The organism is Yinghuangia soli, from assembly GCF_021502675.1.
GTDB classification, from domain to species: domain Bacteria; phylum Actinomycetota; class Actinomycetes; order Streptomycetales; family Streptomycetaceae; genus Yinghuangia; species Yinghuangia soli.
Window position 1 is genome coordinate 108627 of the sequence record NZ_JAKFHA010000003.1, and the last position, 26217, is coordinate 134843.

Annotated in this window: 28 protein-coding genes and 1 pseudogene; 13 read left to right on the top strand and 16 right to left on the bottom strand. The window is 70.7% G+C overall.

Going from position 1 to position 26217, the window contains the following annotated elements; translation table 11 throughout:
- Positions 1-48: 48 nt before the first annotated feature.
- A complete protein-coding gene (locus tag LZ495_RS07430; RefSeq protein WP_235051198.1) occupies positions 49-834 on the bottom strand; it encodes a phosphotransferase in 786 nt (261 codons plus the stop codon).
- A gap of 3 nt (positions 835-837) precedes the next feature.
- Positions 838-1746, bottom strand: a complete 909-nt coding sequence (locus LZ495_RS07435) for a radical SAM/SPASM domain-containing protein (RefSeq protein WP_235051199.1) — start codon at positions 1744-1746, stop codon at positions 838-840.
- Between the two features lie 442 nt (positions 1747-2188).
- Between LZ495_RS07435 and LZ495_RS07440 the strand changes: the two genes are divergently transcribed.
- Together LZ495_RS07440 and LZ495_RS07445 are read left to right on the top strand one after the other, a co-directional pair.
- Complete coding sequence (locus tag LZ495_RS07440) at positions 2189-3394, top strand: helix-turn-helix domain-containing protein (RefSeq protein ID WP_235051200.1); 1206 nt, start codon at positions 2189-2191, stop codon at positions 3392-3394.
- A gap of 203 nt (positions 3395-3597) precedes the next feature.
- Positions 3598-3777: a lipase family protein gene (locus tag LZ495_RS07445; RefSeq protein WP_235051201.1), complete on the top strand. Its 180-nt coding sequence runs from the start codon at positions 3598-3600 to the stop codon at positions 3775-3777.
- A 172-nt stretch (positions 3778-3949) separates the two neighbouring features.
- Here LZ495_RS07445 and LZ495_RS07450 read toward each other — a convergent pair whose 3' ends face one another.
- Positions 3950-4420 carry a DUF2690 domain-containing protein gene (locus LZ495_RS07450; protein ID WP_235051202.1) on the bottom strand — a complete coding sequence of 157 codons (471 nt, stop codon included), beginning with the start codon at positions 4418-4420 and terminating at the stop codon, positions 3950-3952.
- A gap of 430 nt (positions 4421-4850) precedes the next feature.
- Here LZ495_RS07450 and LZ495_RS07455 point away from each other — a divergent pair, with 430 nt between their 5' ends.
- The 3 genes from LZ495_RS07455 (at position 4851) to LZ495_RS07465 (ending at position 7536) form a co-directional block, all read left to right on the top strand.
- Positions 4851-5258 (top strand): YciI family protein, encoded by a 408-nt coding sequence (locus tag LZ495_RS07455; protein WP_235051203.1) that lies wholly within the window; start codon positions 4851-4853, stop codon positions 5256-5258.
- 294 nt (positions 5259-5552) lie between these two features.
- Entirely contained in the window at positions 5553-6713 is a 1161-nt protein-coding gene (locus LZ495_RS07460) for an RNA polymerase sigma factor (RefSeq protein WP_235051503.1), read from the top strand.
- Between the two features lie 235 nt (positions 6714-6948).
- Positions 6949-7536, top strand: coding sequence for a hypothetical protein (locus LZ495_RS07465; protein ID WP_235051204.1), 588 nt, complete (start codon positions 6949-6951; stop codon positions 7534-7536).
- Positions 7537-7613: 77 nt separating this feature from the next.
- Here the strand turns inward: LZ495_RS07465 and LZ495_RS07470 are convergent, their stop codons facing one another.
- The 3 genes from LZ495_RS07470 to LZ495_RS07480 form a co-directional block, all read right to left on the bottom strand.
- Entirely contained in the window at positions 7614-7868 is a 255-nt protein-coding gene (locus LZ495_RS07470) for a hypothetical protein (protein WP_235051205.1), read from the bottom strand.
- Between the two features lie 43 nt (positions 7869-7911).
- Positions 7912-8430, bottom strand: coding sequence for an SRPBCC family protein (locus tag LZ495_RS07475; protein WP_235051206.1), 519 nt, complete (start codon positions 8428-8430; stop codon positions 7912-7914).
- Positions 8431-8587: 157 nt separating this feature from the next.
- Positions 8588-9202, bottom strand: coding sequence for a TetR/AcrR family transcriptional regulator (locus LZ495_RS07480; protein WP_235051207.1), 615 nt, complete (start codon positions 9200-9202; stop codon positions 8588-8590).
- Positions 9203-9325: 123 nt separating this feature from the next.
- On the opposite strand from LZ495_RS07480, the gene LZ495_RS07485 reads away from it, so the two are divergent.
- On the top strand, positions 9326-10222 hold the full coding sequence (locus LZ495_RS07485; RefSeq protein WP_235051208.1) for an alpha/beta fold hydrolase: 897 nt from the start codon (positions 9326-9328) through the stop codon (positions 10220-10222).
- Between the two features lie 104 nt (positions 10223-10326).
- Here the strand turns inward: LZ495_RS07485 and LZ495_RS43870 are convergent, their stop codons facing one another.
- Both LZ495_RS43870 and LZ495_RS07495 read right to left on the bottom strand, forming a co-directional pair.
- Positions 10327-11082 (bottom strand): PASTA domain-containing protein, encoded by a 756-nt coding sequence (locus LZ495_RS43870; protein WP_308267709.1) that lies wholly within the window; start codon positions 11080-11082, stop codon positions 10327-10329.
- A gap of 159 nt (positions 11083-11241) precedes the next feature.
- A complete protein-coding gene (locus LZ495_RS07495) occupies positions 11242-13098 on the bottom strand; it encodes a serine/threonine-protein kinase (protein WP_235051210.1) in 1857 nt (618 codons plus the stop codon).
- 191 nt (positions 13099-13289) lie between these two features.
- Here LZ495_RS07495 and LZ495_RS07500 point away from each other — a divergent pair, with 191 nt between their 5' ends.
- Positions 13290-13802, top strand: a complete 513-nt coding sequence (locus tag LZ495_RS07500) for a hypothetical protein (protein WP_235051211.1) — start codon at positions 13290-13292, stop codon at positions 13800-13802.
- Between the two features lie 78 nt (positions 13803-13880).
- Positions 13881-15062 carry a hypothetical protein gene (locus LZ495_RS07505; RefSeq protein ID WP_235051212.1) on the top strand — a complete coding sequence of 394 codons (1182 nt, stop codon included), beginning with the start codon at positions 13881-13883 and terminating at the stop codon, positions 15060-15062.
- A gap of 101 nt (positions 15063-15163) precedes the next feature.
- On the opposite strand, the gene LZ495_RS07510 is transcribed toward LZ495_RS07505, so the two are convergent.
- The 5 genes from LZ495_RS07510 to LZ495_RS07530 all read right to left on the bottom strand — a co-directional run bounded on the left by LZ495_RS07510 (position 15164) and on the right by LZ495_RS07530 (position 19340).
- Complete coding sequence (locus LZ495_RS07510) at positions 15164-15421, bottom strand: hypothetical protein (RefSeq protein WP_235051213.1); 258 nt, start codon at positions 15419-15421, stop codon at positions 15164-15166.
- A gap of 96 nt (positions 15422-15517) precedes the next feature.
- Positions 15518-16348, bottom strand: a complete 831-nt coding sequence (locus tag LZ495_RS07515) for a hypothetical protein (protein WP_235051214.1) — start codon at positions 16346-16348, stop codon at positions 15518-15520.
- Positions 16349-16399: 51 nt separating this feature from the next.
- A complete protein-coding gene (locus tag LZ495_RS07520; RefSeq protein WP_235051215.1) occupies positions 16400-16642 on the bottom strand; it encodes a hypothetical protein in 243 nt (80 codons plus the stop codon).
- A gap of 124 nt (positions 16643-16766) precedes the next feature.
- Positions 16767-17924, bottom strand: a complete 1158-nt coding sequence (locus LZ495_RS07525) for a glycosyltransferase (RefSeq protein ID WP_235051216.1) — start codon at positions 17922-17924, stop codon at positions 16767-16769.
- Between the two features lie 213 nt (positions 17925-18137).
- Positions 18138-19340 (bottom strand): PQQ-like beta-propeller repeat protein, encoded by a 1203-nt coding sequence (locus LZ495_RS07530; RefSeq protein ID WP_235051217.1) that lies wholly within the window; start codon positions 19338-19340, stop codon positions 18138-18140.
- A 306-nt stretch (positions 19341-19646) separates the two neighbouring features.
- On the opposite strand from LZ495_RS07530, the gene LZ495_RS07535 reads away from it, so the two are divergent.
- On the top strand, positions 19647-20039 hold the full coding sequence (locus tag LZ495_RS07535) for an NUDIX domain-containing protein (protein ID WP_235051218.1): 393 nt from the start codon (positions 19647-19649) through the stop codon (positions 20037-20039).
- A gap of 627 nt (positions 20040-20666) precedes the next feature.
- On the opposite strand, the gene LZ495_RS07540 is transcribed toward LZ495_RS07535, so the two are convergent.
- From LZ495_RS07540 to LZ495_RS43875, 3 genes are all read right to left on the bottom strand, one after another.
- On the bottom strand, positions 20667-22091 hold the full coding sequence (locus LZ495_RS07540) for a chloride channel protein (protein WP_235051219.1): 1425 nt from the start codon (positions 22089-22091) through the stop codon (positions 20667-20669).
- Positions 22092-22322: 231 nt separating this feature from the next.
- A complete protein-coding gene (locus LZ495_RS07545) occupies positions 22323-22460 on the bottom strand; it encodes a hypothetical protein (RefSeq protein WP_235051220.1) in 138 nt (45 codons plus the stop codon).
- Positions 22461-22639: 179 nt separating this feature from the next.
- On the bottom strand, positions 22640-22765 hold the full coding sequence (locus LZ495_RS43875; RefSeq protein ID WP_268822477.1) for a hypothetical protein: 126 nt from the start codon (positions 22763-22765) through the stop codon (positions 22640-22642).
- A 24-nt stretch (positions 22766-22789) separates the two neighbouring features.
- On the opposite strand from LZ495_RS43875, the gene LZ495_RS07550 reads away from it, so the two are divergent.
- The 4 genes and pseudogenes from LZ495_RS07550 to LZ495_RS07565 all read left to right on the top strand — a co-directional run bounded on the left by LZ495_RS07550 (position 22790) and on the right by LZ495_RS07565 (position 25897).
- Positions 22790-23491 carry a hypothetical protein gene (locus LZ495_RS07550; RefSeq protein WP_235051221.1) on the top strand — a complete coding sequence of 234 codons (702 nt, stop codon included), beginning with the start codon at positions 22790-22792 and terminating at the stop codon, positions 23489-23491.
- Positions 23392-23646, top strand: a pseudogene (locus tag LZ495_RS45235) (transposase); the annotation flags it as partial. The gene LZ495_RS07550 and the pseudogene LZ495_RS45235, both read left to right, overlap by 100 nt.
- Positions 23647-23937: 291 nt before the next feature.
- The gene (locus LZ495_RS07560; RefSeq protein WP_235051222.1) at positions 23938-25206 is read left to right on the top strand and encodes a glycosyltransferase 87 family protein; all 1269 of its coding nucleotides are present in this window, start codon (positions 23938-23940) and stop codon (positions 25204-25206) included.
- Entirely contained in the window at positions 25169-25897 is a 729-nt protein-coding gene (locus LZ495_RS07565) for a hypothetical protein (protein ID WP_235051223.1), read from the top strand. The genes LZ495_RS07560 and LZ495_RS07565 overlap by 38 nt, the downstream gene beginning before the upstream one ends.
- Positions 25898-26217: the final 320 nt, after the last annotated feature.

Below are 26217 nucleotides of genomic sequence, written 5' to 3' on the forward strand. Positions count from 1 at the left end.
CGGCCACGCGATCCGACCCGGCATCCGGCTGTGCGGGGGCAGGCCGAACTACCCCGCAACGCCCCGATGCTTCGCCCAGACTCGGCACGCGTCGAGCATCACGCCGAACCATGCGGCCGAGCTGCGTTCCTGACGAGCCCCCCACATGCGGACGTTCGCCGCACAGAACGCATCGATGGCGGGCGGGTCGGCGGAGCGCCATTGCCGGCACTCGGCAACCACCGCCTCGGCATCCGCCGCTGCGTGCCCAGCGGCAATGAGCTGGATCACCAACAACGCGGGGTCGATGAAGCCGGCGCCGAGGGTTGGCCATGCCCAGTCGACGAGATGAACGTCCGCGCCGATCAGCACGTTGTCTTCGTTGATGTCCGTGTAAAGGAGAGCGTCACCGCGGAACAGTTCGGGCGTGTCGCTGAACCGGTCCCACCGGTGTTCTGTCCAATCCTTCGCGACCTCGGGCGCCCGGATGCTGCCGACTCGATCGAGCGCCCCGGCCACAGCGGGAAGATCGGACGACCCGGGCAGGAAGGATGCGTGACGTCCTTCGACCGCGTCGAAAACCAGGATGTACCAATCCGCATCCTCGATCCGCTGCCGGAGGCTCGGCGCCACGGGTCGGACGAACGGATTGATGGCCTCTTCCCGTTTCAGCGAGTCGAGCCGCCCGCCCGGTCGGTTGCGCTGCCCCTTGACGAAGTACCGCTGCGCGTCGGTATCGACGAACAGCAACAGGTCGGACATGTATCCGGCGTGCGGGGGGCGGTGGGCGGTGATGGTGCCGATGTGCCGCTGAAGGAGGTCCAGCGGCACGTCGGCAGGCATGGCGTCCGGCACGGTCTACCTTCTCGGGTTACAGGTGCTCAGGGGAGTTCCGGGGCTGCACTCGTCGTCTTGCGGGCTGCACGGTGGCGGCGGGGGTTGCGGTCCGGGCGGGGGCAAGGGCTCGTTGCCGGCGCGGGCCTCGCGGATCGTCGCGATCGCTTCGGCCATGCGGTCGCCGTCCAGTGTTGCGGACAGCGGGGCGGATCGGACGTTTCCGACCGGCAGCCACGCCGACATCACGCACGGGGAGACATCCCCGTTCGGACCTATCGCCGCGCGCCCGTCGCCGCAGCGCCCGCACAGCCCCGCCGGGTCAGTGCTGCCGCCGGCGCGACCGAAGGGGCGTTCGTCGTCCACTCGGACATCGGTCACGCCGAGGTCGCGAAGGTGGGCGACCGCGCCGTTCACGTCCTGGTCGACGTTGATCCGGATCAGGCCGACGCGCAACGGGATGCCGTGCCGCAGTGCCGTGATGATGTTCGCTTCCGTCCGCGGGTGCGACGGGCGCCGAGTGACCTCGTTGTGCGCGTCCGCGTCTGCCGAGTAATAGGAGGTCGCAAGCGACACCCCGGGGCGGCGGAACAGCGCCCACCAGGCCGGCGTGACGTGGACCAGGTTGGTGAACACCTCCACGGTCATCCCGAGCGTCAGCGCGTGGGCGACCAGCTCGGGGGCGTCCGGGTGCATGGTCGGTTCGCCGCCGATCAACTGCACGGCGGTGAATCCGCGGTGCCCGGCTTGCTCGACCGCGTGCAGCCAGTCGGCGCGGGTCATCTCGCCGTGGGTGCCTTCCGGTCCCGACCCGTTGTAGCAGTGGGTGCAGTTCAACGCGCATTTGCGCGTCAGGTCGAGTTCCAGCAGTCCCCCCCGGAAACGGCGTTCGCCCTGCGGTGCACGTCCGGGTCCTTCCAAGATCACGGTCATGGTCTGCAGCTCCTCATTGGTGAGTCGGGCGGACGTGATCGACGGGGCAGGGGCGGAATCCCGGCGACCTTCCCGGACGTGATCAGGTACGGCATCTCGGCGCCCCGGATCGCTTCCGGTACTGGGGTGCTTCGGAGCAATCGCAGAACGCGGGTTCCTTCGCGGCGGGTCGTAACGGGGCAACAGTCGTGCTGTTGTCGGCGTACTGCCGGATCAGGGTGTCTTCGGCATGTGATTCGGCCATATACGCTCGCTGGTCCTCTCGGTCAGCAACGCCACCGCGCGGATCGAGCACCAGAACCGACGACAAACCGGACGGCTTTCTTGTCCACCCTGCACGCTCCTGCCACTCGTCTGGCGTCTACCGAATCGAGCGAACCGCGGGGGCACGAACCCTGCCTAGCGGCCTCATGCAGCCCCGGATGTAGGCCAGACTTGAAGGATGCGGAGGCAGACAGCGGGGCAGTTGATTCGCCGGCTACGCGAAAGCCATCGTTGGAGCCAGGCAACACTTGCCCGTGAGGCGTGCCGTGCGGCCGGCTTGCCCCTCGACTCGCTGACCCGCCAAGACATCTACCGGTACGAGAAGGGACAGCGAACGCCGCGCGACTGGTTACCCTTCATCGCCGCTGCACTCGGTATCCCGATCGAAGAGTTGAAGAGCGCCGCAGCCGTGAAGCCTGAGGAGGCGAGCCCAACGACCCTTGCGGACTTCCTGCCCGAAGGCGATCCACTCGCGCCACTCGCAGCGCGGACGGGGCGCCGCATCGGATCCGCCGCGGTGACTGACCTTGCCCAGCGTGCGCATGGTTTGCGGCTCGCCGACGATGTGCTCGCTGGAGGCGACTTGATCGCACCGGCACTACGGGAACTTCGCTCGGCCGTCAGGCTGTACCGCGAAGGAACGTACACAGATTCTGTCGGCCGCGGGCTGCTCATCGGCATTGGCGAGCTGACACAGATCGCCGGATGGATCGCGAGCGACGCCGGACGCCACGACGAAGCCGAGCGCATCTACCGGCTCGGCTTGTCGGCTGCGTACGCGGCGAATGACTCGACGTTGAGCGCGAACCTACTCGGCTCGCTGGGGTACCAGCGCATCAACATTGGCGACATCCGCGAAGGGCTGTCGATGGCCCGAACTGCCCAGCATCAGGCCGAGACAGCTCCGCCCCGCGCCCGAGCGCTCTACTTCGATCGCGTCGCATGGGCGCAAGCCCGAGCACAAGACGCCCAAGCCGCCATGTCTGCGCTCGGCGCTGCCGGCGAAGCTCTGGCCGAACATGCCGACGAAGACGAACCCGGCTACCTCTATTGGGTCGACGCGGACGAACTACACATCATGGAAGCGAGGGTCTACACAGAGCTTCGCCGTCCACTGCGCGCCGTCCCGCTGCTGACTGCCGTGCTGAGCCGATACAACGCAACCCACACCCGGGAACTGGCGCTGTACCTGTCGTGGCTCGCTGTCGCCTACGCAGATGCGAATGAGCCGGAAGCAGCAGCAGAGACAGCGGAACGAGTCATCACCTTGTCCTCTGATGTCGCCAGCGAACGCACTGCCGAGCGCGTGCGGGTCGTACTCGGTGCGCTCGAACGTTTCCGCAACGTCCCGCAAGTCGGTGCCCTACTGCGCGCAGCGGACTGACATCCCGCCGCGCGCAACCCCGAACCCCGCGGCGAACAACCATTCGGCGAGCGCTAAGGGCGCGCCACACCCTGAGTGCCTGCCGCCACGGTGCGAGCGGGGCAGGTTCGCCCGGTGGGGGTTTGGCGTCTTTGACCTGGGCGGCCGTGCACCCCGGTGACCGCACATTCGTAACCGGCCCGGCGGGCCGTCGTTAGCCGACCATGGTCAAGAAGATCGTTGTCGCTGCGCTCCTCCTCGCTCCCGCATCCATTGCCGTGGCAGCCCCGGCGCATGCCGACGTTGCCACCACGGAATCGCGGACTGCGGAAACCCGTGTGGTCAGCTACGGACACAGCTTGGGCGGTGCTCTGGCTGAGCTCCAGGCGATCTACCTGAAGTAGCCGCACAAGGGCGACGGGCGCTCGAACGTGCCGGTCTTGGACGCGCCGACGTCCGGGAGCCCCATCGGCTGGACCGAGCACCTGCCGCTGAGGCCCACCCGGTACCGGACCGGTCGGGGCTCGGGGGGAACCGCCGACCGGGCCGGCACCGGGTGGGCGCGGCCGGCAGGGGTCAGTAACTGCCGGTTGTCCCGTAGAAGGTCCAGGGGCCGTTGTCGTAGTGGGCGGTCGCGTACGAGGTGACGTTCGCGTCGTTGACCTGCTTGGTGTAGCAGGCGCTCTTCCCGGTCGGGATGTTGCAGGTCATTTCCTTGCCGTCGCTATTGCGGTGCACGGTGGCGCTCCCGCAATAGTCCACGCCCGGCTGGCAGGCCGGTGCGCCTGTGACGATCTTGGCCCAGGTCGTCCGGCAGGCGGTGCTGTAGTACAGGTAGACGGTGCCGCTGCTTCCTCCGGGCGAGGTGAGCGGGGCGCTGCGTACAGGTGATCCGGTGTCCGCACACTTCACGCCGTTGACGTAGCTGCCGGGGTCGGTGCCGTCGTACGGCGCGTCGTACGCCTGGGCCGGCAGCGCCCCCAGGCCCACCTGCGCCCCGAACAGCGCTCCGGTGGTCCCGGCGATCGTCGCCGCCGATCTGGTCATCCGCATCTCTTCGCTACCTCCAAGGCAGGCACACACGAGGGATGGCACGCAGGACTGGTGGCACATAGGGCACGTAGGGCGGGCACGCCGGGCCACGGGAACCCGACGTGCCCGCCTCGGATACGTCGCGCCGGAGCGCCCGACGGATCGGGCGACTCCGACGGGCGAAGGCTAGTGGCTGCGGGCCGTCCGGCAGGAGTCGTCGACTCTTTCCTTTTGGGTATGGGCAACTCTCTTGCTTTGAGCGGCAGTTGACAGATCGGAACGGGTGCGTTCGGCAAGACGCGGGCCGCCGCGCGGAGGCTCCTGCGGCGCTTTCGGAAATTGCCGCAAAGATTCTCGGCCGGTGATGTCGAGAACGCGCGTCCGGCTTCGTCCCCGCAGTGAACGCGACCACAATGGGGTCGCACCGGCACCTGGGAGACCCGTCATGGCCAAGTACCTGCTGCTCAAGCACTACCGCGGTGGTCCGACCCCGCTCTACGACGTGCCCATGGACCAGTGGACGCCCGAGGAGGTCACCGCCCACATCCAGTACATGCAGGACTTCGCGGACCGGCTGGAAAAGACGGGCGAGTTCGTCGACGGCCAGGCGCTCGCGCCCGGCGGGACGTTCGTGCGGTACGACGGCGAGGGCCGTCCGCCGGTGACCGACGGGCCGTTCGCGGAGACCAAGGACCTCATCGCCGGCTGGATGGTGATCGACGTCGACACGTACGAGCGGGCCCTGGAACTGGCCGGCGAGCTGTCCGCGGCGCCGGGGGCGGGCGGGAAGCCGCTGCACGAGTGGCTGGAGGTGCGCCCGTTCCTGACCGTGCACCCGACCACCACGGACTGACGGACTGGACGGGCGGACTGGACGGGCGGACTGGACGGGCGGACTGGACGGGCGGACCTGCAGACTGGGTCCGGAGCCAGGCCCACGAGCGGTCCGGGGCACCTGGCCGACGGTGCCCCGGGCCGCCCCGGAATTCGTCGACTCATGGATTCGTGGATTCCTGGTGGCATCGAGGATGCGGAGGTACTCGTGGCCGAGCGGCGGATCGGCGAGGCAGCCGGACCTGGGACTGGGACTGGGCCCGGACCTGGCGCTGGGACTGGCACTGGGACTGGGCCTGGGCCTGCAAGCAGCCTGGACGAGCCCCTGCTGCGCAGCCTTACCCCCGGCGTTTTGGGCGTCCTCGTCCGCCGCGGAGCGGACTTCGCAGCGGCCGAGGACGCCGTGCAGGACGCCTTGGTCGAGGCGTTCCGCGTCTGGCCCGCCGACGGCGTGCCGCGCGACCCGAAGGGCTGGCTGGTCACCGTCGCGTGGCGCAAGTTCCTGGACGCGACGCGGGCGGACACCGCGCGCCGCCGCCGGGAGGATCGCGTCGACGTCGAACCGCCGCCCGGCCCCGCGCCGGCTGCGGACGACACGCTCCAGTTGTACTTCCTATGCGCGCATCCGTCCCTGACGGCGTCGTCGGCGGTCGCGCTGACGCTGCGGGCGGTCGGCGGGCTGACCACGCGGCAGATCGCGCAGGCCTACCTGGTGCCCGAGGCGACCATGGCGCAGCGCATCAGCCGGGCCAAGCGCACCGTGTCCGGGGTGCGGTTCGACCGGCCCGGCGATGTCGCGACCGTGCTGCGGGTGTTGTATCTGGTCTTCAACGAGGGCTATTCCGGCGACGTCGACCTGGCCGCGGAGGCCATCCGCCTGACCCGGCAGCTCGCGGCCGCGATCGACCATCCCGAGGTGGCGGGGCTGCTGGCGCTGATGCTGCTCCATCACGCCCGGCGGGCGGCCCGGACGGCACCCGACGGCAGCCTCGTTCCGCTCGCCGAGCAGGACCGGACGCTGTGGGACACGACGGCGATCGCCGAGGGCGTGGAGATCCTGCAGACCGCGCTCGCCCGCGACCGGCTGGGCGAGTTCCAAGCGCAGGCCGCGATCGCCGCGCTGCACGCGGACGCCCTGGCGGCCGAGGAGACCGACTGGGTGCAGATCGTCGAGTGGTACGACGAGCTCGCCGGCCTGACCGACAACCCGGTCGTACGCCTCAACCGCGCGGTCGCGGTCGGCGAGGCGGACGGCCCGCGCGCGGGCCTGGCGGCGCTCTCCTCGGTGGACCCGGCGGTGCCGCGCCACGCCGCGGTGGCGGCGTACCTCCACGAATGCGACGGCGACCTCGCCACGGCGGCGCGGCTGTACGCGCAGGCCGCCCGCGAGGCCCCCAACCTCCCCGAACGCGACCACCTGACCCGCCAGGCCGCCCGCTTGAACACCCGGCTCAATACCCGCCGACCGCGCTGATCGGACGCAGCTGCCCAGGGCCCGACCGCCGCGACATGGCCGGGCCCGGTACGCCCCGTCACGGGCGTACCGTCCGCATGGCATCGTGCCCCGGGCGATCCGGAAGGCCACGCAGTGGAACCCGGCACATCCGGCATGAGCGATGCTTCTGCGACGGGGCGCACCTACCGGGGAAGGGGCAGTGGTGCAAGCGGACAGGTCGGAGGCCGGTGGGCCCCGAGGGGACTACTCGGCAATGGCAGGTTTTGCACTGTCGCTGTACGAGTCCGGGCTGGGGCCGGGCGAAGTTCTCCGGCGGTGCTACGGGGTGCCGTTTCCGCACGAGTTCTTGATTCTGTCCGAACCACAGGAAATGAACGGGGATTTGCTGGTCGACCTCTTCGACCAGCCGTGGCAGATGGCTGTCCCCCCGGAACGTGGCGGCCCTCGCACTTCCGCATTGCCGCGCCGGGAGGAACACGAGCGGGCCCTGCTTGCCCGTGATCCGGACCTGCTGCCCCTGCTCGTGCCGCTCGGTGTGCGTGAACGCCATGGCGGCAAGACCATCGGCTACCGGCTCAGTGAACTGGCCGTCGGACGCACCACGGTCTTCGCGCTTCCCCGCGACGCCCGGCCCGGCAGCGCCATCGAGCGTGTCGGCCACTCCCTGCTGGCGCTACTGCACGAACACCACGCCGACGCCCACAAGGCTGCGCGCGATCAGTACAACGCACCGTCCAACCGAGGCTTCGGGATGGTCGACGCCGACGAGGTGGACGAATTGGCCGCCCTGCTCCGTCACGTCCAGGACTTGCAGCGCCGCACGACCGAGCAGCCACAGTGATGGTCTGCCCCTGTGACCCTCACGAAGTATCTGCCGCAGCCGTTTTCAAGAAGCCTCGACAACCCTGTCGACTGCGTTCAGCCGGAGCAGGCGCCGCGCTGGTCGGCCTGCCATTCGCAGACCGGGCACAGGGTGATGCCGCGCTGGGCGGCCGGATACTCGGTCGGCTTCCCGCACTGGACGCAGTCGGCGTAGGGCGGCCCTACGGGGACCGGTTGTTGTGCGTCGCTGCTGCTGCGGGGGCGGCTCGGCGTTGCGCAGTAGGACGACGTGTCCGGGTCCGCGGCCTCTGCCGCCGCCGAAGGCTCTGCCACGTCCTGCGAGTCGCTCATGCCGCGACTGTACTGGCCCGGGCCGGGCGTACCGGGGTGCGGGTCACCGGCCGTCGGCCACCGGGGCGGGCGGCGGCGCCGTGGATTCGCGGGCCGCGGCCAACACGATGGGGTCGCTGCAGCCGCGAGCGTAGTGCGCGATGCGGCGGCGGATCTCCCGGCCGAGGATGAACGTGCCGATGCGGTCGGCGACCGGTGCCAGCCAACTCGGGCGGCATCCGAAGTTGTAGCGCCAGACCGCGCGGGTGCGGGACGGGTCCCCTTCGACCGGCAGGAAGCGCCAGCCGCCGCCCATCTTGGCGAAGAACCATGAGCCTTCGACCATCTTCATGCCCACATTGGTCGGCGGCTGGTACGAGACGTACTCGCTGACCATGCGGAACCCGGCGCGGTGCACGGTCAGCGTGCGGACGCCCTTCGCGGGGGCGGTGGCGCCGTCCAGGAAATGCTGGCGGCGGATGAACGGGTCCCAGCGCTTGCGGCCCTCGCCGGTGGTCTGCGACACGGCGAAGGCCGTCGCGATGTCGACGGGGACCTCGACGGACGCTTCGACCATGGGCATGACCCCATCCTGCCAAACCCGCCTCCTCGCCGCCGGACACGTGACGGCCGTGCCAAGCCGAGGACCTGACCGGTGAGGTCGCCGACCCGCAAGTGATGGTACGTACGTATCCAATAAGCGCCGCGCCATCCGCCGATCGTTTCAGCGCCGGCCCCGGTCACCGCCCCTCCTTCGGCCCGAAGATGCGGTCCAGGTGGTACGTGACCACTCGTCCCGCCGCCTCGGCGCTGCGCTGGCCGACCAGCACGCTCGTGCCCAACCCGGCCGAGATGGCCAGCAGTCCGGCGATCTCCGCGGCCGGATCCAGGCCGGCCGGCACTTCACCCGCGTCCTGGGCCGCGCGCAAACGTCCCACGAGGTGGTTCTCGAGCGCGTCGGGGCCGTCGGTGAACGCCTGCGCGGCCAGGGTGCGGTCGGTCAGCGCGAGGGTCGCGTACGCGGTGTAGACCAGGTGCAGATCGCGACTGGCACGGTCGGTGGGCAGGCCTTCGTACAGCGTGGCCTCGAGGATGTCGCGGACGCTCGGCCTGCTGCCCGCCGCCCTGATCCGGGCCTGGATGCGCTCGCCGAGCTGCTCCCCGAGCCGCTCGTACGCGTAGAAAAACAGCCGGTCCTTGGACTCGAAGTAGTACTGCACCAGCCGCACCGACACCCCCGCCTCGGCGGCGACCTCGCGCATGCCCGCGGCGTGCAGCCCGTGCGCGGCCGCGACCCTGACCAGGGCGTCGGCGATCTGGCGGCGCCGTTCTTCGTGGTCCACGCGCTTGGGCACCTGGTGCGTTCCTTCCGTGGTCGGACTGCGGCGGCCGACCGGTGCGCCGCCGTGCTCGCCTCATTCTCCCATCATGATACGTTCGTGGAGTAAAAACTTCCCCAGGCTCCCAAGGAGGCAGCAATGGGCGACGGCGGCACCCGGGCAGGCATCGGCACGTTCCGCACCGAGGAAGCCCGCACCCGATTCCTGGCTGCGTACGACGAGGCCTTCTACGCCTGGCCGCTCCCCCGTACCGAGGTCGACGTGACCACGGACTTCGGCACCACACACGTACACCGCTCCGGACCCGAGGCCGGCGAACCCGTCGTACTGCTGCACGGGCACGGCGCGAACGCCTCGAACTGGGCGCCGCAGATCGCCGCGCTCGCCGCACGCCACCCGGTGTACGCGGTCGACACGATCGACGACCCGGGACGCAGCGTGCAGACCGCGCCGATCTCGGGTTCCGCGGATGCGGCCCGCTGGCTCGGGCAGGTGCTGGCCGGGCTCGGCCTGGACCGCGTGCACCTGGTCGGCCATTCCTACGGCGGCTGGCTGACCCTCAATCAGGCCGCGCACGGCCCGGAGCGCCTGGCCACCGCAACCGTGCTGGACCCCGGCGGTCTGCAGAAGGTCCGGGCCAAGTTCTACTTCACCATGATCGGCGGCGCGCTGGCGGCGGCCGCACCGCGGCGTACCCGACCGTGGTTCGCCGACAAACTGGCCAACCACGCGCTCGTCATGGATCCGCGCATGATGGCGCCGGTGATGATCGGCGCGCGCTCGTTCGGCCCGCAGCGCAGTGCGGCACGGCCGTTCACGGACGACGAACTGCGTTCCATCGGCGTCCCTTTGCTGGTCCTCAACGCCGCACGCAGCACGCTCCTGCATCCGGCACCGGCGCTCGAACGCGCCCTCTCGCTGGTCCTGCGCGCGGAGGGCGAGGTGGTACCGGGCGTGGGCCACGGCCTGTCGTTCGAGGACCCCGACTATGTGAACGACCGCATTCTGAAGTTCGTCGAGTCCGAGCGCGACTGAACGCCGGCTTCGCCTCAGGCGGCCGCGTCGGGCTCAGACGGCCTCCGTCGGGCTCAGCCGGGCTCGGTCGGCCTCATCCGGGCTCGGCCCGACCTGGGTCGGACTCAGCCGCAGCCGTACTGGAGGGAGACCTGCGTGCCTCTGGCCACGGCCGTGCCCGCGGGTGGTGTCGAGTAGAGGAATCGGCAGTTGTCCCAGTACGGGTCCACGTAGGTCGCCCGCCATACCGGGTCCAGGGTGAGTCCGGCCGCCTCCACTGCGGTGATGGCGTCGCGCGGACGGCTGCCCCGCAGGTCTGGCATGGTCGCCTGGGTGGCGCCGGGCTTTGCAACGCTGACGGTCACCTTGGCGCCGCCGGGCAGTTGGGTTCCGGACGCGGGGTTGGTGGCGGTGACCGAGCCGGCCGGCCGCGTGGACACCACGTCCGTACGCGCGACGGTGAACCCTGCGGCGGTCAGGCGTGCCGCGGCCTGGTCGTACGTTGCGCCCACGACGTCGGGGACCGGCACCCGCTGCGGGGGCGGCGCGGCCGTCGGACGGGTCGTTGCAGGGGTCGCCTTTGCCGAACTCAGCGGCGTGGGGGTGGATTTCGGTGTCCGCGATGGCGAGGCGGCCGATGCGGGCCAGGTGCTCGGCGCAGTGCCGGGACTGGCTCCTTGGCCGCCCGGCGACACCGTGACCGGCACCGATTCCGACGTCGACGGCGCCGTGCTCGCCGCGGCACCGGCGGTCTTCCCGCCGCCCCCGTCGGCGCATCCCACCGCCACCGACAACGCCAACAGCAACCCGGCAGCGCCAACAGCGCGGCCTATGCCTGGCAGGCGCCCCGATCCGTACCTTGAGTGCCCGATCGGCCGCACACAAACTCCCGTTCCAGGCTGCCTGTCGGGCAGCGCCCCCTCACAACGACCAGGCAGGTTAGCCAGCCCGACGAGCAGAGTCGATCACGCTAGCCATTGCGCGCCGAATCGCTTTGCTGACAGGAGGTGTTGGGGGGTGCCGACACGCTTGCAGGCGGCCTAGCGGTACACCCAGTAGTCCACTTCATCCGGGTCGTCCGGTTCCTCCGGACCCCTGAGGCGGGCCTCGTCGTTGCGGAACGTCCGGACGAGCGGGTGTGCGGCGCCCAGCACTTGCGCCGCCTCGTCGGCGAGCACCGCCAGATGGTGCACTGCCGTCGACGTCCGCCCGAGATGGCCGAGGACGACGGCGTACTGGTGGCGTGCCGAGAACGTGGCCGGGTGGGTGGGGCCGCGCAGGGCGGCGAGGTCGCGGGCCAGGCCGTCGAACAGCGTCAGGGCGGCCTCGTGGTCGGCGGCGCGCAGCGCGAGCGTCGCCTGCTTCTCGCGGGCGAGCAAGGTGGCTTGGTGGTCGCCGCCGAGTCCGGCGTCAAGTGCCGGGATCAGCCCGGTAAAGAGGCGGTACGCCACGACGTGGTCGCCCGAGCGGTCGGTGAACAAGGCGTGCGTATATCGCACTTGCAGTGTCTCGGGGTCGTCGGGGCCGAGGACGTCGGTGTAGTGGGAGGCCAGTTCGGCGAAGCGCTCGCGGCTCTGCGGGGCCGGGAGGCTGTCGACTTCCTGCCACAGGCCGGCGAGTTGCTCGCGCAGTTCGTCGGCGGTGTAGCGGCTGTCCGCGGGCGGAGTACCGGGGTCCTGTCGCAGTTCGGAGCGGATTGCCGTGGGCGGGGGCGGGGGTATGCGTGGATACGTCGGGACGGGCGGGGCCGGCTCGGCATCGGTGCGTCCGGCCATGGGCGCGAAGGCGGGGCGGGGTGGGGGCGGCGGGACCACGGGCGGGGCAGGTGCTGCCCAGGGTGCGCGCTCGGGGATCGGAGGCGTTGCCGAGGGCGCGCGCGGTGCTGCGCCGGCTGCCGCTCCTGCTCGGGCTCCCGATGCCGGCGCCGGTGTGGATGCCGCTGCCGGTGCCGGTGCCGGTGCCGGTGCCGCTTCTGGCGTCTGGTTCGGGTCCCGATGGCGGCGCAGCAACTCGACTACCTGGGGCGGCAGTACGTCCGAGGATCGGTGCGCGGCCGGGAGGGCGGCGAGGTGGGGGGCGAAGTCGTCGAGGATGTCGCCGATGCCGGGGCGGTCGCCGGGGGTCTTGAGGAGGCATGCGCTGACCAGCCCGCGGAGTTCGGGCGGCACCGGCGCGAAGTCGGGCTGCTCGTACGCGGTCCGGTACATGACCTGGAACGCCGGGCCGTCCCCGAACGGGGCCTTCCCCGTCACCACCGTGTACAGCAGGGCCCCGAGTGCGAACACGTCGGTGGCGGCGGTGGGTTCGGCGGGCGGCTCGGTCAGCAGCTCGGGGGCGAGGTAGCCCGGGGTGCCGACCACCGTGGTCGCGCCGGTCAGGCCCTGGCCGGGGGCGGTCTCGCGGGCGATGCCGAAGTCGATGAGCATGGGCCCGGCGTCGGTGAGCAGGACGTTGGACGGCTTGACGTCGCGGTGCACGATGCCGGCCGTGTGCACGGCGCCGAGGCCTTCGGCGATTCCGGCCGCGATCCAGCGGGCGGCGAGGACGGGCATCGGGCCGCAGCCGGCGAGGACTTGGTCGAGCCCGGGCGCCGGGACGTACTCGGCGGCGATCCACGGCTGCGGGTCGTCGGCGTCCGCAACGGCCAGCACCGCGGCGGTGAAGGCGCCGCCGACCCGCCGGGCGGCCTCGGCCTCGCGGCGGAACCGGGCGCGGAAGCCGTCCTCGTGTGCGAGCGACGGCCGGATCACCTTGACCGCGACAAGCCGTCCACCGGGTGAACGCCCCAGGTAGACCCGGCCCATGCCGCCCTCGCCGAGGACGGAGAGCAGCCGGTACGGCCCCATCGCGCCGGGGTCTCCGGCCCTGATCGGCTCCCCCCAGCCCACCGCACCCACTGCGCCTCCCCGTACCGCCGCCAAGATCCCACGCGATGCTATTACCCGACGAGCCGCCGCGGTCCGGCCGCGGTCGCTGCGTCGAGGTGTGGATGCGAGGTATCGGACGGGCTGCCACGTGGACGAAGTCGCTGCACGCCAGGTCGCGGGTCGGGGACACTGGCGTCGTGGACAGCCTTCGACAAGACCTGGTGGCCGAGGCCGTTGCTTCCGTGCGTGAGGAAGTCGGCGAAGACCTGTACGTGTTCGCTCCGCCGGAGGAGAAGTTCTTCTTTGCGGAGGGGGCGATCCTGTTCGTGTCCGGGCTGGTGGTCAGCCGCTTCCTGGACGGACTCGCGAAGAGCCGTCTCGGCACCGATTTCGAAGGATGGGGCAAGGGGGCGGGCGACTGGATCGCGGGGCGGTTCGCGGCACTTACCCGGTCGTCGGGGTCGGCGCCTGCGCCCGTTGCCGCCGGTGCCGCTGGCGCCGCCGGTGCCGGTAGCGATGCCGATGCCGACGAGCAATCCGCAGCACTGCAGGGCGACATCGCCGAGCAGGCGGAGACGGTGCTGGCGTCCGGCCCGCCCGACGCGGGTGAAGTCGAGACGGTACGAGCCATGCTGGAAAGAGAGTTCGTCGCCCGCGGGATGACCCGCGCGGCCGCGGCTCGGGCCGCCGACGCGGCCGCCGAGGCTGCGACCTCGGCGCTGGGCATCCAGTAGCCCGGGCCAGGCACCCGCTCTACCCGCTCCCGCTCCCCGCCCCCGCTGCCCACTGCCCACTGCCTGGAGGACGCCGCCGTGGCCGAGTTCGCTCCCCCGTACGGTCCGGTCGGAGCGCCGGAACGGCTGGTGGCCATTGCCCGGTACCTGATGCTGGACGAGCCCGGCGTGGCCAACTCGGCGATCGCCTCGATCCTGGCCACCCGGCAGTGGCAGGACGAGCACGGCTCCCTCGTCGGGCGGTGGTGGGGAGCGGCGCACGGCGAACGCGGCGTCACGTACCACCGGGAAAACGCGGACGGCACCGGCGTCACGCAGTTCGAGCCCCCGGACGAGCCGGTCGCCGTCGTCATCGACGTGAGCGGCCGACCGCTGTCCGACCTCATGAGGAGGCAATACGGCGCCGTCCGGGACGGGACATGGCCGCACCGGCCTTTGACCGAGCCTGAATCGGTGCGGATCGAGGCGGCAGTCGACGCGCTGAGCCCGGGCGCCCACGAACGATGGATGCGGACCTTCGGCAGCCGGAACGAGCTTGCCGGGGCGTGGCATGCGGGTACGCCCCTGCCCGACCTCGCGGGGTTCGCCTGGGAGTGCCATACGGCCGGCGAGCTCGGCGGCGCCGTACTGGCGGGTGTCATCGGCGCCTACCGGATCTGCGCGGCGATTCCGATGGAAGTGTCGACGAACGCGGATTTCCTGGCGTCGCGGCGCGCGGCGGCAGGCCCGTTCAGCCGTGGTGACGCGCATCATCCCCGCACACTCGTCGACGGCACGGTAGCCGCCGCCGTCGAGGCCGGACATGCGGGCACTGTGCTGCGGGTGTGGGAGGAGGCCTACGAGGAGTTCGACGAGGGCCTGCGCGCCTCGTCGTCCTGCCCCGATCTGGAGACCTACCTGGAAGCGCTGTACGCGGTCAGGCCGCTCGGGATGCTGGCCCTGTGGACCGGGGTCTCCCTGCTCAGGTACGCCAGCCCGGACGCGTCCACCGGCGAGCGCCTGACCCGGGCCGGCACCCTGATCGAGGAGAACGCGGTCCGCTGCTCCGACGCCTGGCTCAACCACGTCAACGATCTCCTGAGCGAAGGCGACCGCTGGCGGCACCACGTCGCCGTGGTGGCTGCGGCCGGGCACGCGGGCGGGTCGGCCAAGGCCCGCGAGGCGGCGCGGACGATCTGCCGGGCGAGGCGCCTCTATCCGCTGGCGTACGCCGAAGACCTTGTGGCGCAGGCAGCGGCCTGGCCGACACGCGCGGCATAGCGGGACCGGGATCCGTTCGCGCCGCACATGAGCCGGCGCGGGCGGGCGCTGCCTCGCTGCGCCCGCCCGCACCGGTACGACCTGGCGAGCAGGGTCCCGGCTCAGGTCTCGGCAGTCTCGGCGGCGTTCTGCCGCGCGTACTCGTCGTATCTGTCGACGGCGTCCTTGAGCCGGATTCCATGGACTCTGTAAATCACCTTGATCGCCTGCACGCCATGCCAATCGCGGGAGCGCAGGTAGCGGCGGAACTCGTCGTGATCATGGTTGCCTTCCCACACTGAGCGTGCCTCGGCAACCATCTCGCACCACCGGCACGCGCAGTTCTCGTCCTGGTCTCGGTGGGTGCTTCTCAGGTCCATGCAGGCACGGTTCCAGGTCCGGCGCCCGGCTTGCCACAGCTTTTGGGGCCGCAGCTCCTGACGGATCGCAGGCTCCTGGCCCTGCGCGCCTGGCCCTCACGGAGCCGGGTCGGGAGCCCGCGTCAGGCCTGTCGTCAGCGTGATGAGCTGGTCGGTGAGCTGCTCGATGCGGGTGCGGGAGCGGGTGATCTCGGCGGCGGCCTGCTCGCGTTCGGCCTCCGCGGCGGCGAGGCGGGCTTGAAGGGCGGCGAGTTCGGCGCGGAGGGTGGCGGCCTCGACGCGCAGGCCATCCGCGTCCGCGGTGGCGCGGGTCGCGTGCGCGCGGGCCGACTCCGCGTCGGCGCGGGCCGCGGTGCGTTCGGCTTCCGCGGTGGTGCGGGCGGACTCGGCAACGGCTGCCGCGGCGTCCGCTGCGGTACGCGCTTGTTCGGCCGCGGCGCGGGCGGTGTCGGCTCGCTGGGCCGCCGCCAAAGCTTCGGTGCGGGCGGACTCTGCGTCGCGGGTGGCGGCGTCCGCGAGTTCGGCGCGGCGCAGGGCCTCGGTACGTGCTGTCTCGGCGGCGTCCGCGCGGGCCGCGGCGTGGCCGGCTTCGTCGCGGGCAGTCGCGGCGCGGGTTTCGGCCTGTTCGCGGGTGCCCCGTTCGGTCTGGGCGCGGGCGAGGGCCAGGTCTCGTTCGGCGCGGGCGGCTTCCGCGGCCTCGGCGGCGCGGTCCGCCTCGAGGAGCGCGCCGTCGCGGGCGGTGTTTGCCGCGGCGGCTTCCTTCCGGGCCGCGGCTTCCTCGGTACGTGCGGCCTCGGCCTCGGTGCGGGCCAAGGCGGCGTCGGCCCGGGCTGCTTCGGCGTCCGCGCGGGCGGACTCTTCGGCTTCCCGGGCCGCTTCGCGTCCGGTGTGCGCGGCGGCGACCTGGCCGGCCGCCTCCGCACGCACCTCGGCGATCTGGCGCTCGACGCCCGACGCCCGACGCGCTCAGCTCACCGGTCAGCGCTTCGGCGAGCGCGTCGCGAGCTGCTCCATACGTTCGACCATCTCCCACGTACGCGCGACCTGGCCCGGCAGACCGGGGGCGTGGCGCTGCCGTTGCCGGGAGTTGCGTGCCTCTTTGATGCACGCGCCGTCGTTGTCCTGGCAGTAGCGGAAGGGCCGCCCGGCACCGGGCTTTTGGGCTACCGGGCGGCCGCAGTGCGCGCAGGGTCGTACGAGGAGGTCGGTCGTTTCGTCCACAGCCGTTCACCCTGGAGCCTGCCGAGCGCACTCCTGGGGACCGGAGTCCCGGGTGTGGTGGCGGGGCCGTCGTCGGGGGGCTCGGGCGGTCGCGCGGATCGGACGGGATCGGACGGGACCGGGGTCAGGACGCCATGTCGAGCAGCATCTTCGCGGCCACCTCGGCGCCGTCGGTGCGGACCTGGCGGCCGATCTCGGCGGCGCGGGCGGCGGTCTCGGGGGCCAGGGCGGTGGTGAGGGCCGCGGTCAGCGACTCCGTGGTGGGGACGGGGCCGTCGTGCGCGGCTCCGATGCCGAGTTCGGCCACCTGGGCGGCCCAGTACGGCTGGTCGACCATCTGCGGCACGATCACCTGGGGTGCGCCGGCCTGGGCGGCGGTGGTCGTGGTGCCCGCGCCACCGTGGTGGACGACGGCGGCCACGCGGCGGAACAGCGCCCGGTGGTTGGCCTCGCCGACGACGAAGCAGTCGTCGCCCGTGTCGACCAGATCCAGGTCGGCCCAGCCGCGGGAGACGAGGACGCGGCGGCCCTGCGCGCGGATCGCGTCGACGGTCACCTGGGCGGCGTCGGCGGAGGCGCGCATGGTCATGCTGCCGAAGCCTGCGTACACGGGCGGGGTGCCGGCGTCCAGGAAGGCGGTCAGGTCGTCGGGCAGCGGGCGTTCGTCGGGAAGCATCCACGCACCCGTCTGGACCAGGTCGAGGTCGGGCAGGTCGCTCCAGGGCGCCAGCACAGGGTCGGCGGCCAGCAGCGGCCGGTCGCCGAAGACGTGGTCGCGGACGTTCTCGATCGGCGGCATGCCGAGTGCCGCGCGGTGGGTGTTGAGCGAGGCGGCGTAGAGCGCGTCGACCTTCTGGGCGTCCAGGTCCCACATGGCCTTGCGGTCGGTCATGTCGGCGGGGATCGGCGGACCGGGGCGCTGCGACGGCGGGTAGTGCGGGGACGGCATCTCGAAGGTGTGGAAGCACGTGTACACGTAGCGGGCGCCCACGTGTTCGGCCACCGAGCGGATGCCGGCGGGCATCATGCCGCCGGTGACGAGCACGTCGCAGCCTTCGGCCGCGGCCGCGATGTCGCCGAAGTGCGCGCCGACCAGTGCGCCGACGACGCGGGCCGGGAGGTCCGGCGTCATCGGCCCGTTGACCAGCGCGCGGACGTTCAGGCCGAAGGGGACGAGCTCCACACCGGCGCGCTCCAGCACGCCGACGAACTCGGCGTCCGGCGGCGCGCACACCCGCGCCTCGGCACCGAGCTCCCGCAACGCGACGGCGAGCGCCACCATCGGTGCGACGTCTCCACGCGACCCATACGACGACAACAACACACGCACTTGGCAATGCTCCTCTTTCGGGGGTTTCCGGACCTTCCACGGGTCCAGGCCGATGAGTCTGCGGCACCAAGGGGGCCTTGCCGCAAGGCCCCTGGTGCGCTATACCTTGAGCATGGCGAGGAGAGCTTGTGCTCCTGGCCTTTTTTGTTGCCCGGGTGTCCGGCGTCAGACCGGGGGCGCAGGTACGGGGACCGCGAAGAGGCGGCGTTCGCCGCCGAGGTAGATCGCGCCGTGGCCGAGTGCTGCGGAGGTGACGTACCTGGGTGCGGCGGCTTCCTCGTCGAGTGCTGTACGGTGCGGATCCGCCCAGGTCCAGAGCGTCCGGCCGGTGCGGCGGTCGAAAGCGGTCGATGCGTCGGGGCCTACTGCGAGTGCAGTGTCCGGGCCGCCGAAGAGCCGGGGCGCGGGGTCCGCCTGCGTGAGCGGTCCGGACGGATCCGGGATGTCGGGTGCGTCCAGGACATCGGCTGCGTGCCACAGAACGGCTCCGTCCTCGACGTCGAGCGCGTGGAACGACGTCTTCTCGTCCGGGATGTAGACCGCCGCGTCGGTGACGACCGTGTCGCGGACCCAGCCGGTGCGGCAGCGGGATATGGAACGCATTTGCGTACGCCATATGCGACTACCGGTGGCGAGTTCTATGCGCTCGCAGAACTCGTCCTGGCGGATCACGGCGGTGTCGCCGACGAGGCCGGGGAAGGCGAGGGGGTTCTCGGAGGTGCCGCCGACGGGCCCCAGCATCGCGCCGGTCACGCTGTCGAGGAGATGGTGCTGCCCCGAACTGTCGCGTCCGGAGATCGCACACGCGCGGCCGTCCGGGAACGCGACGACGATGGCGTGCTTGCGGCTCCACAGCCGGTCGCCGCTCTCCGGGTCGAGTGCGATCAACTCGCCGGGCTCGCCGGTCGGACCGAGGAGCAGCGGGCGGCCGGTGGCATCGAGCACTCCCCCGAGGCCGACCGCCGCCGCCTTGCCGCCGAAGTCCGCGGGATGCGCCCATCGCAGTGCGCCGGTGTCCGCGTCGAGTGCGTGGACGCCTCCCCCGCCGTACGCCAAGACGTGGCCGCCAGGCAGCGGATGCACGCGGTCGACCGGCGCCGTGGCACCGCGACTGCGCAGCCGCCCGAGCAGCTTCTCGGCGAACCTGCGCTCCCAACGGACTTCGCCGGTCCGGGCGTCGACCGCGCAGATCTTCTTGTCGGCCGAGGTGTAGAGGACGGGACCGTCGACGGGCCCGGCCATGGCATGACCGGGAAGCGACCAGAGCTGCTGCCCGGTCGCCGCGTCCCAGGCCTCGAACGCCGTGTCCGAGTGCGCGTGGACGACTCCGCCGAAGACCTTTATCCGCCGGGCCCGGCCGAACGCCACAGCCCAAAGTTCCGCAGGCCTGACCGGCCGCGCACACTCGCTCATGACAGCACAGTGACAGATCAACTGGTCCGCAAGTGCACACATGCGTATATGTGACGCCCTGTCAGTCATCACCCGAGGACAACCCAGTGGCTGCGGTCGGTGCACTCGGGCGCGTCGCGCGCATGCGGTGTGTTCTGGTGTCGGTTGTTCATCCGCTGCAGGGGGTGCCGTTCACTGCGCCCGCGGTGGTCGACGTACGACGTACTCGACACCACTGCGCTTTGAGTGCGGCAAACATGCGGGTGGCGGATCATGGACGGCATGACCTGGTTGCCGCCGGAGCAGTACGTACGGACGCTTCCCAACGCCACGATGTACGCAGGCCTGTACTTCACCGACCGCAACGGGCACCCGCTCGCGCTGCGGTCCGTGCAGGGCACGGAGGCTTGGCAGTTGCCCGGGGGAAACGTCGAGCACGGCGACGACACGCCCTTCTCGACAGCCGTACGCGAGTGCCGGGAAGAGACCGGCATCGCCTTCGCGGGCGCACCACGCCTGCTACTCACGCACTTCCTCCCACCGGAGCCGGCGTGGCCGTGCGCAAAGGTCGGCTTCGTCTTCGACGGCGGGATCCTGACCGGCGACGAACTGGCGCGGATCACACTCGACCCCACCGAACACGACGAGTGGCGCATCCAGTCGCTCGAAGCGTAGGAGTCCACCATGAGCGCGCGGGTGTTCGCCCGACTCCAGTCCCTCGCCGAGGCCCGACGTACCGGCGCAACCGTCTACCTCACCGGGCCCGGCACGCGTTAGGCCCTGTCTTCAAAACGCTGGCGCGGGATCATGTGGTCTGTGATCCGGCGTTATGAACTGAGCGACAACGGGTGGGCGTTGATGGAGCCGTGATCGCCGCGGCCGCCGAAGGGGCGGCCGCGGTGGACGACCGTCGGGTGCTGAACGGGATCGTGTGGAAGATACGAACGCGGCCTCGCTGATTGGCGTTGAGGATATCCAGGGCTGTCGCGAGCGGGTGCCGTACGGCCGAGGTACCGGTGTCGGCAGCGTCCATCTCGTCCAGGCCGTCGAGCAAGGGCAGGACCATGCCCGCGTTGGTCAGCGAGTCGTGCCGGATTGTCCGGGCCGCGTGCGTCGAGCAGGGCGAGGATCAGATGGAAGGCCGGCACCGTCTTCCCCGAACCTGGGGGCGCCGGTAACCACCAGGCGGCCCGACCGCAACTGCCGGCAGTAGTCGGCGATATCACGCAGCGTGCCCTCGGGTCGGGCTTCCGCACTTTGACCTGCGGGAACCCGACACCGTCGCGGGCTCTGCCTCGCGCGTCAGCCTTCCGAGGCGTGTTGACGGTGTGACTCGTCGATCGCGACGTCTGCGCGCTTGTCGGGTTGGCTTGGGTAGATCGTGGTGTCGCCGAGTACCCGGATCGCGCACAGGACGGCGAGCGCACCAGGGGCCAAAAGGGTCGCGTTGCCGAGTGTTTCGGCGGTCATCACCAGGACCGCCAGCGGCGCCCGTACGACTGGCCCCAGGCAGGCAGCCATGCCCGCGGCGACGAACATGGTGGGGTCGTTGGGGCCGTACCCGAGCCCTTCTGCGATCCGCCACACCGATGCACCGATGGCCGCGCCCACGACCATGCCCGGGCCGAAGACACCGCCGGAGCCGCCGGTGCCGATCGACAAGGCGGTGCCGGCGATCTTTGCGGGGGCGATCAGCAGGACGGCCCACAGTGAAAGGTCCAGCAGGACCTCGCGGTTCATCGCGCCTTCCATCAGCCCATAGCCGGTGCCGAGAACTCCGGGCACCCACAGACCGAAGGCGCCGACCGCGAGGCCGCCCGCGGCAGGAAATACGAGCCTTCTGGTGGTGGTTCGGGCTGCGGCATTGGTGCGGTTGTGGACCAGGATGAACATCGTGGCGTAGACGCGTGCGGCCCCACCCGCGAGCAGCCCGACGGTCGCGATCAGCAGCAGGCCCCCAAGCCCGCCGATGTCCGCATCCGGGTGGTATCCGAAAATGGGGCCGAATCCGAAAACGGAACCGAAGACTCCGTAGCCGACCAGAGCCGCGGGCAGGGCCTTGGCGACCACCGAGGCGTCGGCGTCTTTGCGGTACAGCAGTTCCGCGCCCAGCAGCGCCCCGCCGAGAGGGGCACGGAAGATGGCCCCCACGCCCGCCGCCAGACCGACGACCACCGCGGTACGGGCCTGATCGCGAGTCAAACCGGTGCGACGGGCGACGACGGAGCCGAATGCGGCGGAAATCTGCGCCGCCGGGCCCTCGGTGCCGCCTGATCCTCCGGCGCCGATGGTGACCGCGGAAGCGACCATCTTCACGCCGGCCACCCGTCCGCGGATGCCGAGGGGGTGGTGATGGGCGGCGGCGATGGCCGCGTCGGTCCCGTGTCCGCCCGCCTCAGGGGCGAGCCACCGCACCAGCGCCGCGGCAACCAGGGAACCGCCTGCTACGACCAGGGGGACCGCCCATACGGCCCGTTCACGTGTCCACCCGGTCTCGAAGCCGCCTTGGGCGGTCGTGGTGTAGGGACTGTGTCCGCCGAGCGCGCCGAGCAGCCAGTGGTTTGCCAACTCCAGCAGACCGAACAGCCCGATCGCTCCGATCCCGGCCACCGCGCCGAGGACTATCGACAGAACACCCCAGCGAACCGGCGGGCGGGCACCGATCCACCGCCACAAGCGGGCACACCCTCCCAGATCAGACATGGGATCGGTCATCAGCGTGCGCACAGCGGAGAGCGAGAGGTTCCACAACGGCGCCCCCCGATCGGGGGGAGCGGATGAGGAATGGAACCAGCATTCCGGGGGCGGCTGGAGTGTCGATCCGGGCGTATATCAGGCGCATGCAGCGCTGCCTTTCTCAGGACGGCGCGCATTCGCGCCGTCATCGTGGGCGTAATGCCGTTTTCGGGATGGCTGACCCAGGTGCAGGGCAACGGATTGCCGTGTCCGGATGGCTCGTCAGCCGAGATCGCCCAGGCGCATGTCGAGTACCTCCGACAGTGACCTGGTCTCGCGGACGGAGCGGTCCAGATGGTCGCGATGGAACGTCGAGGCGTAGGTGGTCACCACAGCGGACCCCGGCTCGCGTGGGGCCATGGCCGGCAAGCCTGGGAGTGCTGCCTGTGCGTACGCGCTGGGGCTGGCCCGGTAGTGGGTCGCTTTGGGAGGTGTCACCAGCAGCGGCGCGTCGCACTGCATCATTGCTGCGACCGTTCGGTTGTACAGGCCGCGGTCGGTGATCAGATTGCGGACTTGCCGGGCGAACCGGTCCCGGCCTACTCGGCCGCGACGAGCCGTGCCGGCAGGCGTGACTCGCGGCGCAGTCCGCGCTGGACGACCACCATGGAGCGAGTGCCCGGTCGCTCGTCATGGGGAGTCTGGGTGTTGCTCGTGGTTTCCATGTGTCAGAGCTTGGCCGGGGGTTCATGGAAGGCACTTGGAAACGACTTGGAGCCGACACCGCCACCCGCAACGTCGTCGGCTGGGCCACCGTCGACCACCTGCGCACCAGGATGGTCGCCGATGCCCTGCAAGGCGCCGTCCGCACGCCATCCGAACACGACATGAGACGCGCACTGCCCGGGCTGCTACGCCGCGTCTGCACCGAGGTCAGCGACGGCGGCTTCGGCCCCGACTCCCGCCTCGCGTCCCTGCGCCGGACCAACCGCGCACCCGGTCGATTCACCGATTGGCCGTGCGCCGTCCGGAAACGCACCGGCAGCGGGAGAGACACGCCCCCGTCGTGGACGTTCCTGACCTACGACGGCTGCACGATCACGTCCTACCTGTCGACGATCGCCATCGCCATCGCCAATCCGGTGCTGGTCCACGACGACGCGGGCTGGAAGCCCGCCTGGGGACAGGAACCGCACGACGCGGTCCACCACGCGATGCCGATCCGCCGCCGGCCGTCGATCTGGGCCAACGGCGGCGTCGTGTGGGATGACGTCCTCGCCGAGGACCCTCACGAAGGGGAGGCGTCCGACGGTGGAGAGGCCGTCTATGAGCGGCCGTCACCCGGCGGAAGGACGGCGCCTTCGAGCAGCTCGACGGCCTGCGCCGGCCCCTCGTCCGCCAGCAGGCCGGACGAGACGCCGAACCGAGCGCCTGCGTCCTGGACAGCCTGAGCATCAAGACCTCCGCCAACATCAACACATCCGACCAGGGCATCGACGCCGGCAAGCGGATCGCCGGCCGCAAACGCCACATCGCCGTCGACACCCTCGGATTGCTCCTAACTGTGTCGGTCACCGCGGCCGGCGTCTCCGACAACACAGGCGGCATCTGGCTGCGCCCTTCTGGCTGGGCTTCGGCTGCGCTGCGGTGTTCACGGCCGGCACCTGGCGCATCCTCGACAACCGCGACATACGCGCGGCCCGAACCACCGCCACGTGAACGAACTTTTTGGGAATCGGGAACTCACCTACCTACGTATGCAGTTGACTGGCATGTGAGGTCCTGATTCCACGGCGCCGGGGGGCGAACCGGTCATGCTCGAGTCGTGCGGTGACGCATGCCCTGCGGCGGTCTTGTGAAGGTGACGGTCGCGGGTCCCGAAGCGCGGCACAGGCGAGTGCGCCTCGTCGGCATCGGTGTGGTGCTGAGTGCGGTTGCCGCGTATGTGGCGAGCACGGTCGTGTGGCCGGCGTACTACTGGATGGCGGACCTGCGCGTGTATCGCGCGGGCGGGCGGATCGTCTTGTCCGCCGGGCGGCCGCTGTACGACGGGCCGGTGCTCGGGCTCGACATGGAGTTCACGTACCCGCCTTTCGCAGCAGTCGTGTTCGCCCCGCTGGCAGTACTTCCGCTTGGCCTGGTCAAGGTGCTGTGGATCGTCCTGTGCGCGGCATGCCTGTACGGGACGGTCCGCATAGTCCTGGCACGGCTCATTGGCAGCCGGCATCGGGATATTGCCGTGCTCGCCGTGCTCATGTCCGGGGCTCTGATGTTCGTGGAACCGGTGCGCAGCACGGTCTCGTTCGGGCAGATCAATCTGCTACTGATGCTTATCGTCGTTGCCGATCTCACCGGTTCGCGTACGTCGCGGTGGCGCGGCATAGGCGTCGGGATCGCGACCGGCATCAAACTGACGCCGGCGATCTTCATCCTGTACCTGCTCCTGGCCCGCCGCTTCCGAGCCGCCGCGGTCGCTGGCGGCGCCTTCGCCGGGACCGTCGCCGTCGGCCTCCTGTGCGCGCCGCGGGACTCGACCGACTACTGGGGCGGCGTCTTCCTCGATGCGGACCGGGTGGGCTACGCCCGCAACGTCACCAATCAGTCCCTGCGAGGCCTGATGGCCCGGACGTTCGACACCGACACGCCGCCGCAGTTGCTGTGGGTGCTCTCCGCCGCGGCGCTGGCCACCCTCGGTCTCGCTCTTGCGGTACGCGCGTCCCGGCAAGGGCACGAGGTGCTCGGCGTCGCCTTGTGCGGACTCACCGGCGTCGTGATCGCCCCGCACTCGTGGGGTCATCACTGGGTGTGGGTCGTTCCGCTGATCGTGCATCTCGCGGTCACGGCGTGGCGCAGCCGCGACAGGGCTGCCGGTTTCGCTCTGGCCGCGACGTACCTGACGATGCTCGCGTGGCCGGTCAAGATGCATCCGATCCGACCCTCGACCGGCATCTACGGCCTGGAGGGCCTGCCTTCGTGGTTGAGCGTGCTCACCGAGAACGTGTGGGTAATTGGGTTCGGCATCCTGCTGGCGTACTTCGCCTCAGCATGCCGGCGAGGGCGACTGAACGTGGTTGAGCCGAGGGTCCCGTCCAGGAACGTCGTCGCCCCAGATCGTTATCCTGCCGGGCATGTTGCCCACCCCCGTCGAAGGACCGGTCGGACCTGACGATGCCGCGTTCCTCCCGCGCATGCGCATGACGCTGTATGCCCCCGGGCAGCCCGTCACCGAGCCGGTCGCCAAGCTGGGCGGTTCGCCGGTGTGGCTTACCGAGCCCGCGTGGCCGGTGAGCCCGACCAGCGGCGAACCGCTCATGTTCATCGGCCAGTTCCCGGTGCCGGTCGCGGCCGGGGAGGTCGCGCGTCTGGCCTATCTCTTCCTCGAAGAGGACAGCCTGTTCATGGGCGGACTCGACGGCCCCGATGAGGAGCCGGGCGACGCTGCTTTGATCGTCCAGCCCGGCGGTCGCGTGCGTCCCGGAGTGCGGATCGGCCCGCCTGGCATCACGGGGCCGACGCTGTGGACGGATGCCGTTGAGCAGGTGCCGGTGGAGTGGCTGGTCGACCTCGCACCGTTCGACCCGCGTACCGAGGAGGCAATCGAGCAGTACGTGGGCTGGAGCAACGGGGAACGCGGGGAGCCCGATGTGTGGTCGGACGATCCACGCGACTGGCTGGCGGGCCGCCCTCTGTATCCGAACTTCGCCGTCGTCGGCCGCCCCTGGCGGTTCTTCTTCCAACTCCACGACCTGGAGGGCACCCTCGACGACCCCTACTTCCTCAACTTCGGCGGAGGCACCGGCCATGCCTACCTCAGCACCGACGGCCTCGAAGGCATCTTCGTCTGGCAGGGGGCCTGACGGTCACGGTGGTTGAGCGAGAACCGCCGTTCGCGGTAGTCCGAACGGCGTCCGCCTGGCTGACTCCACTTGACCGGCTTAATGCGTGTGATCGCCCCCTGCACGGGGCCTGAACTCCGCTGCAGTGGAACGACGGTGACGACATTCTTGCCGTTCTTCCGGAAAGCGGCTCACCCGCGGACCAGTTTGAGGCCGTCCGCGCAGGCGCCGCCATCCAGGCAGTGATCCGACGCGGTTTGGGACAGGGTTCCGGGGTTCCACCGGGGCGGTGCCGTCGCGCAGGATTGCGGGCGGCGGTTGCGGGCCGACGTCAGCAGGTG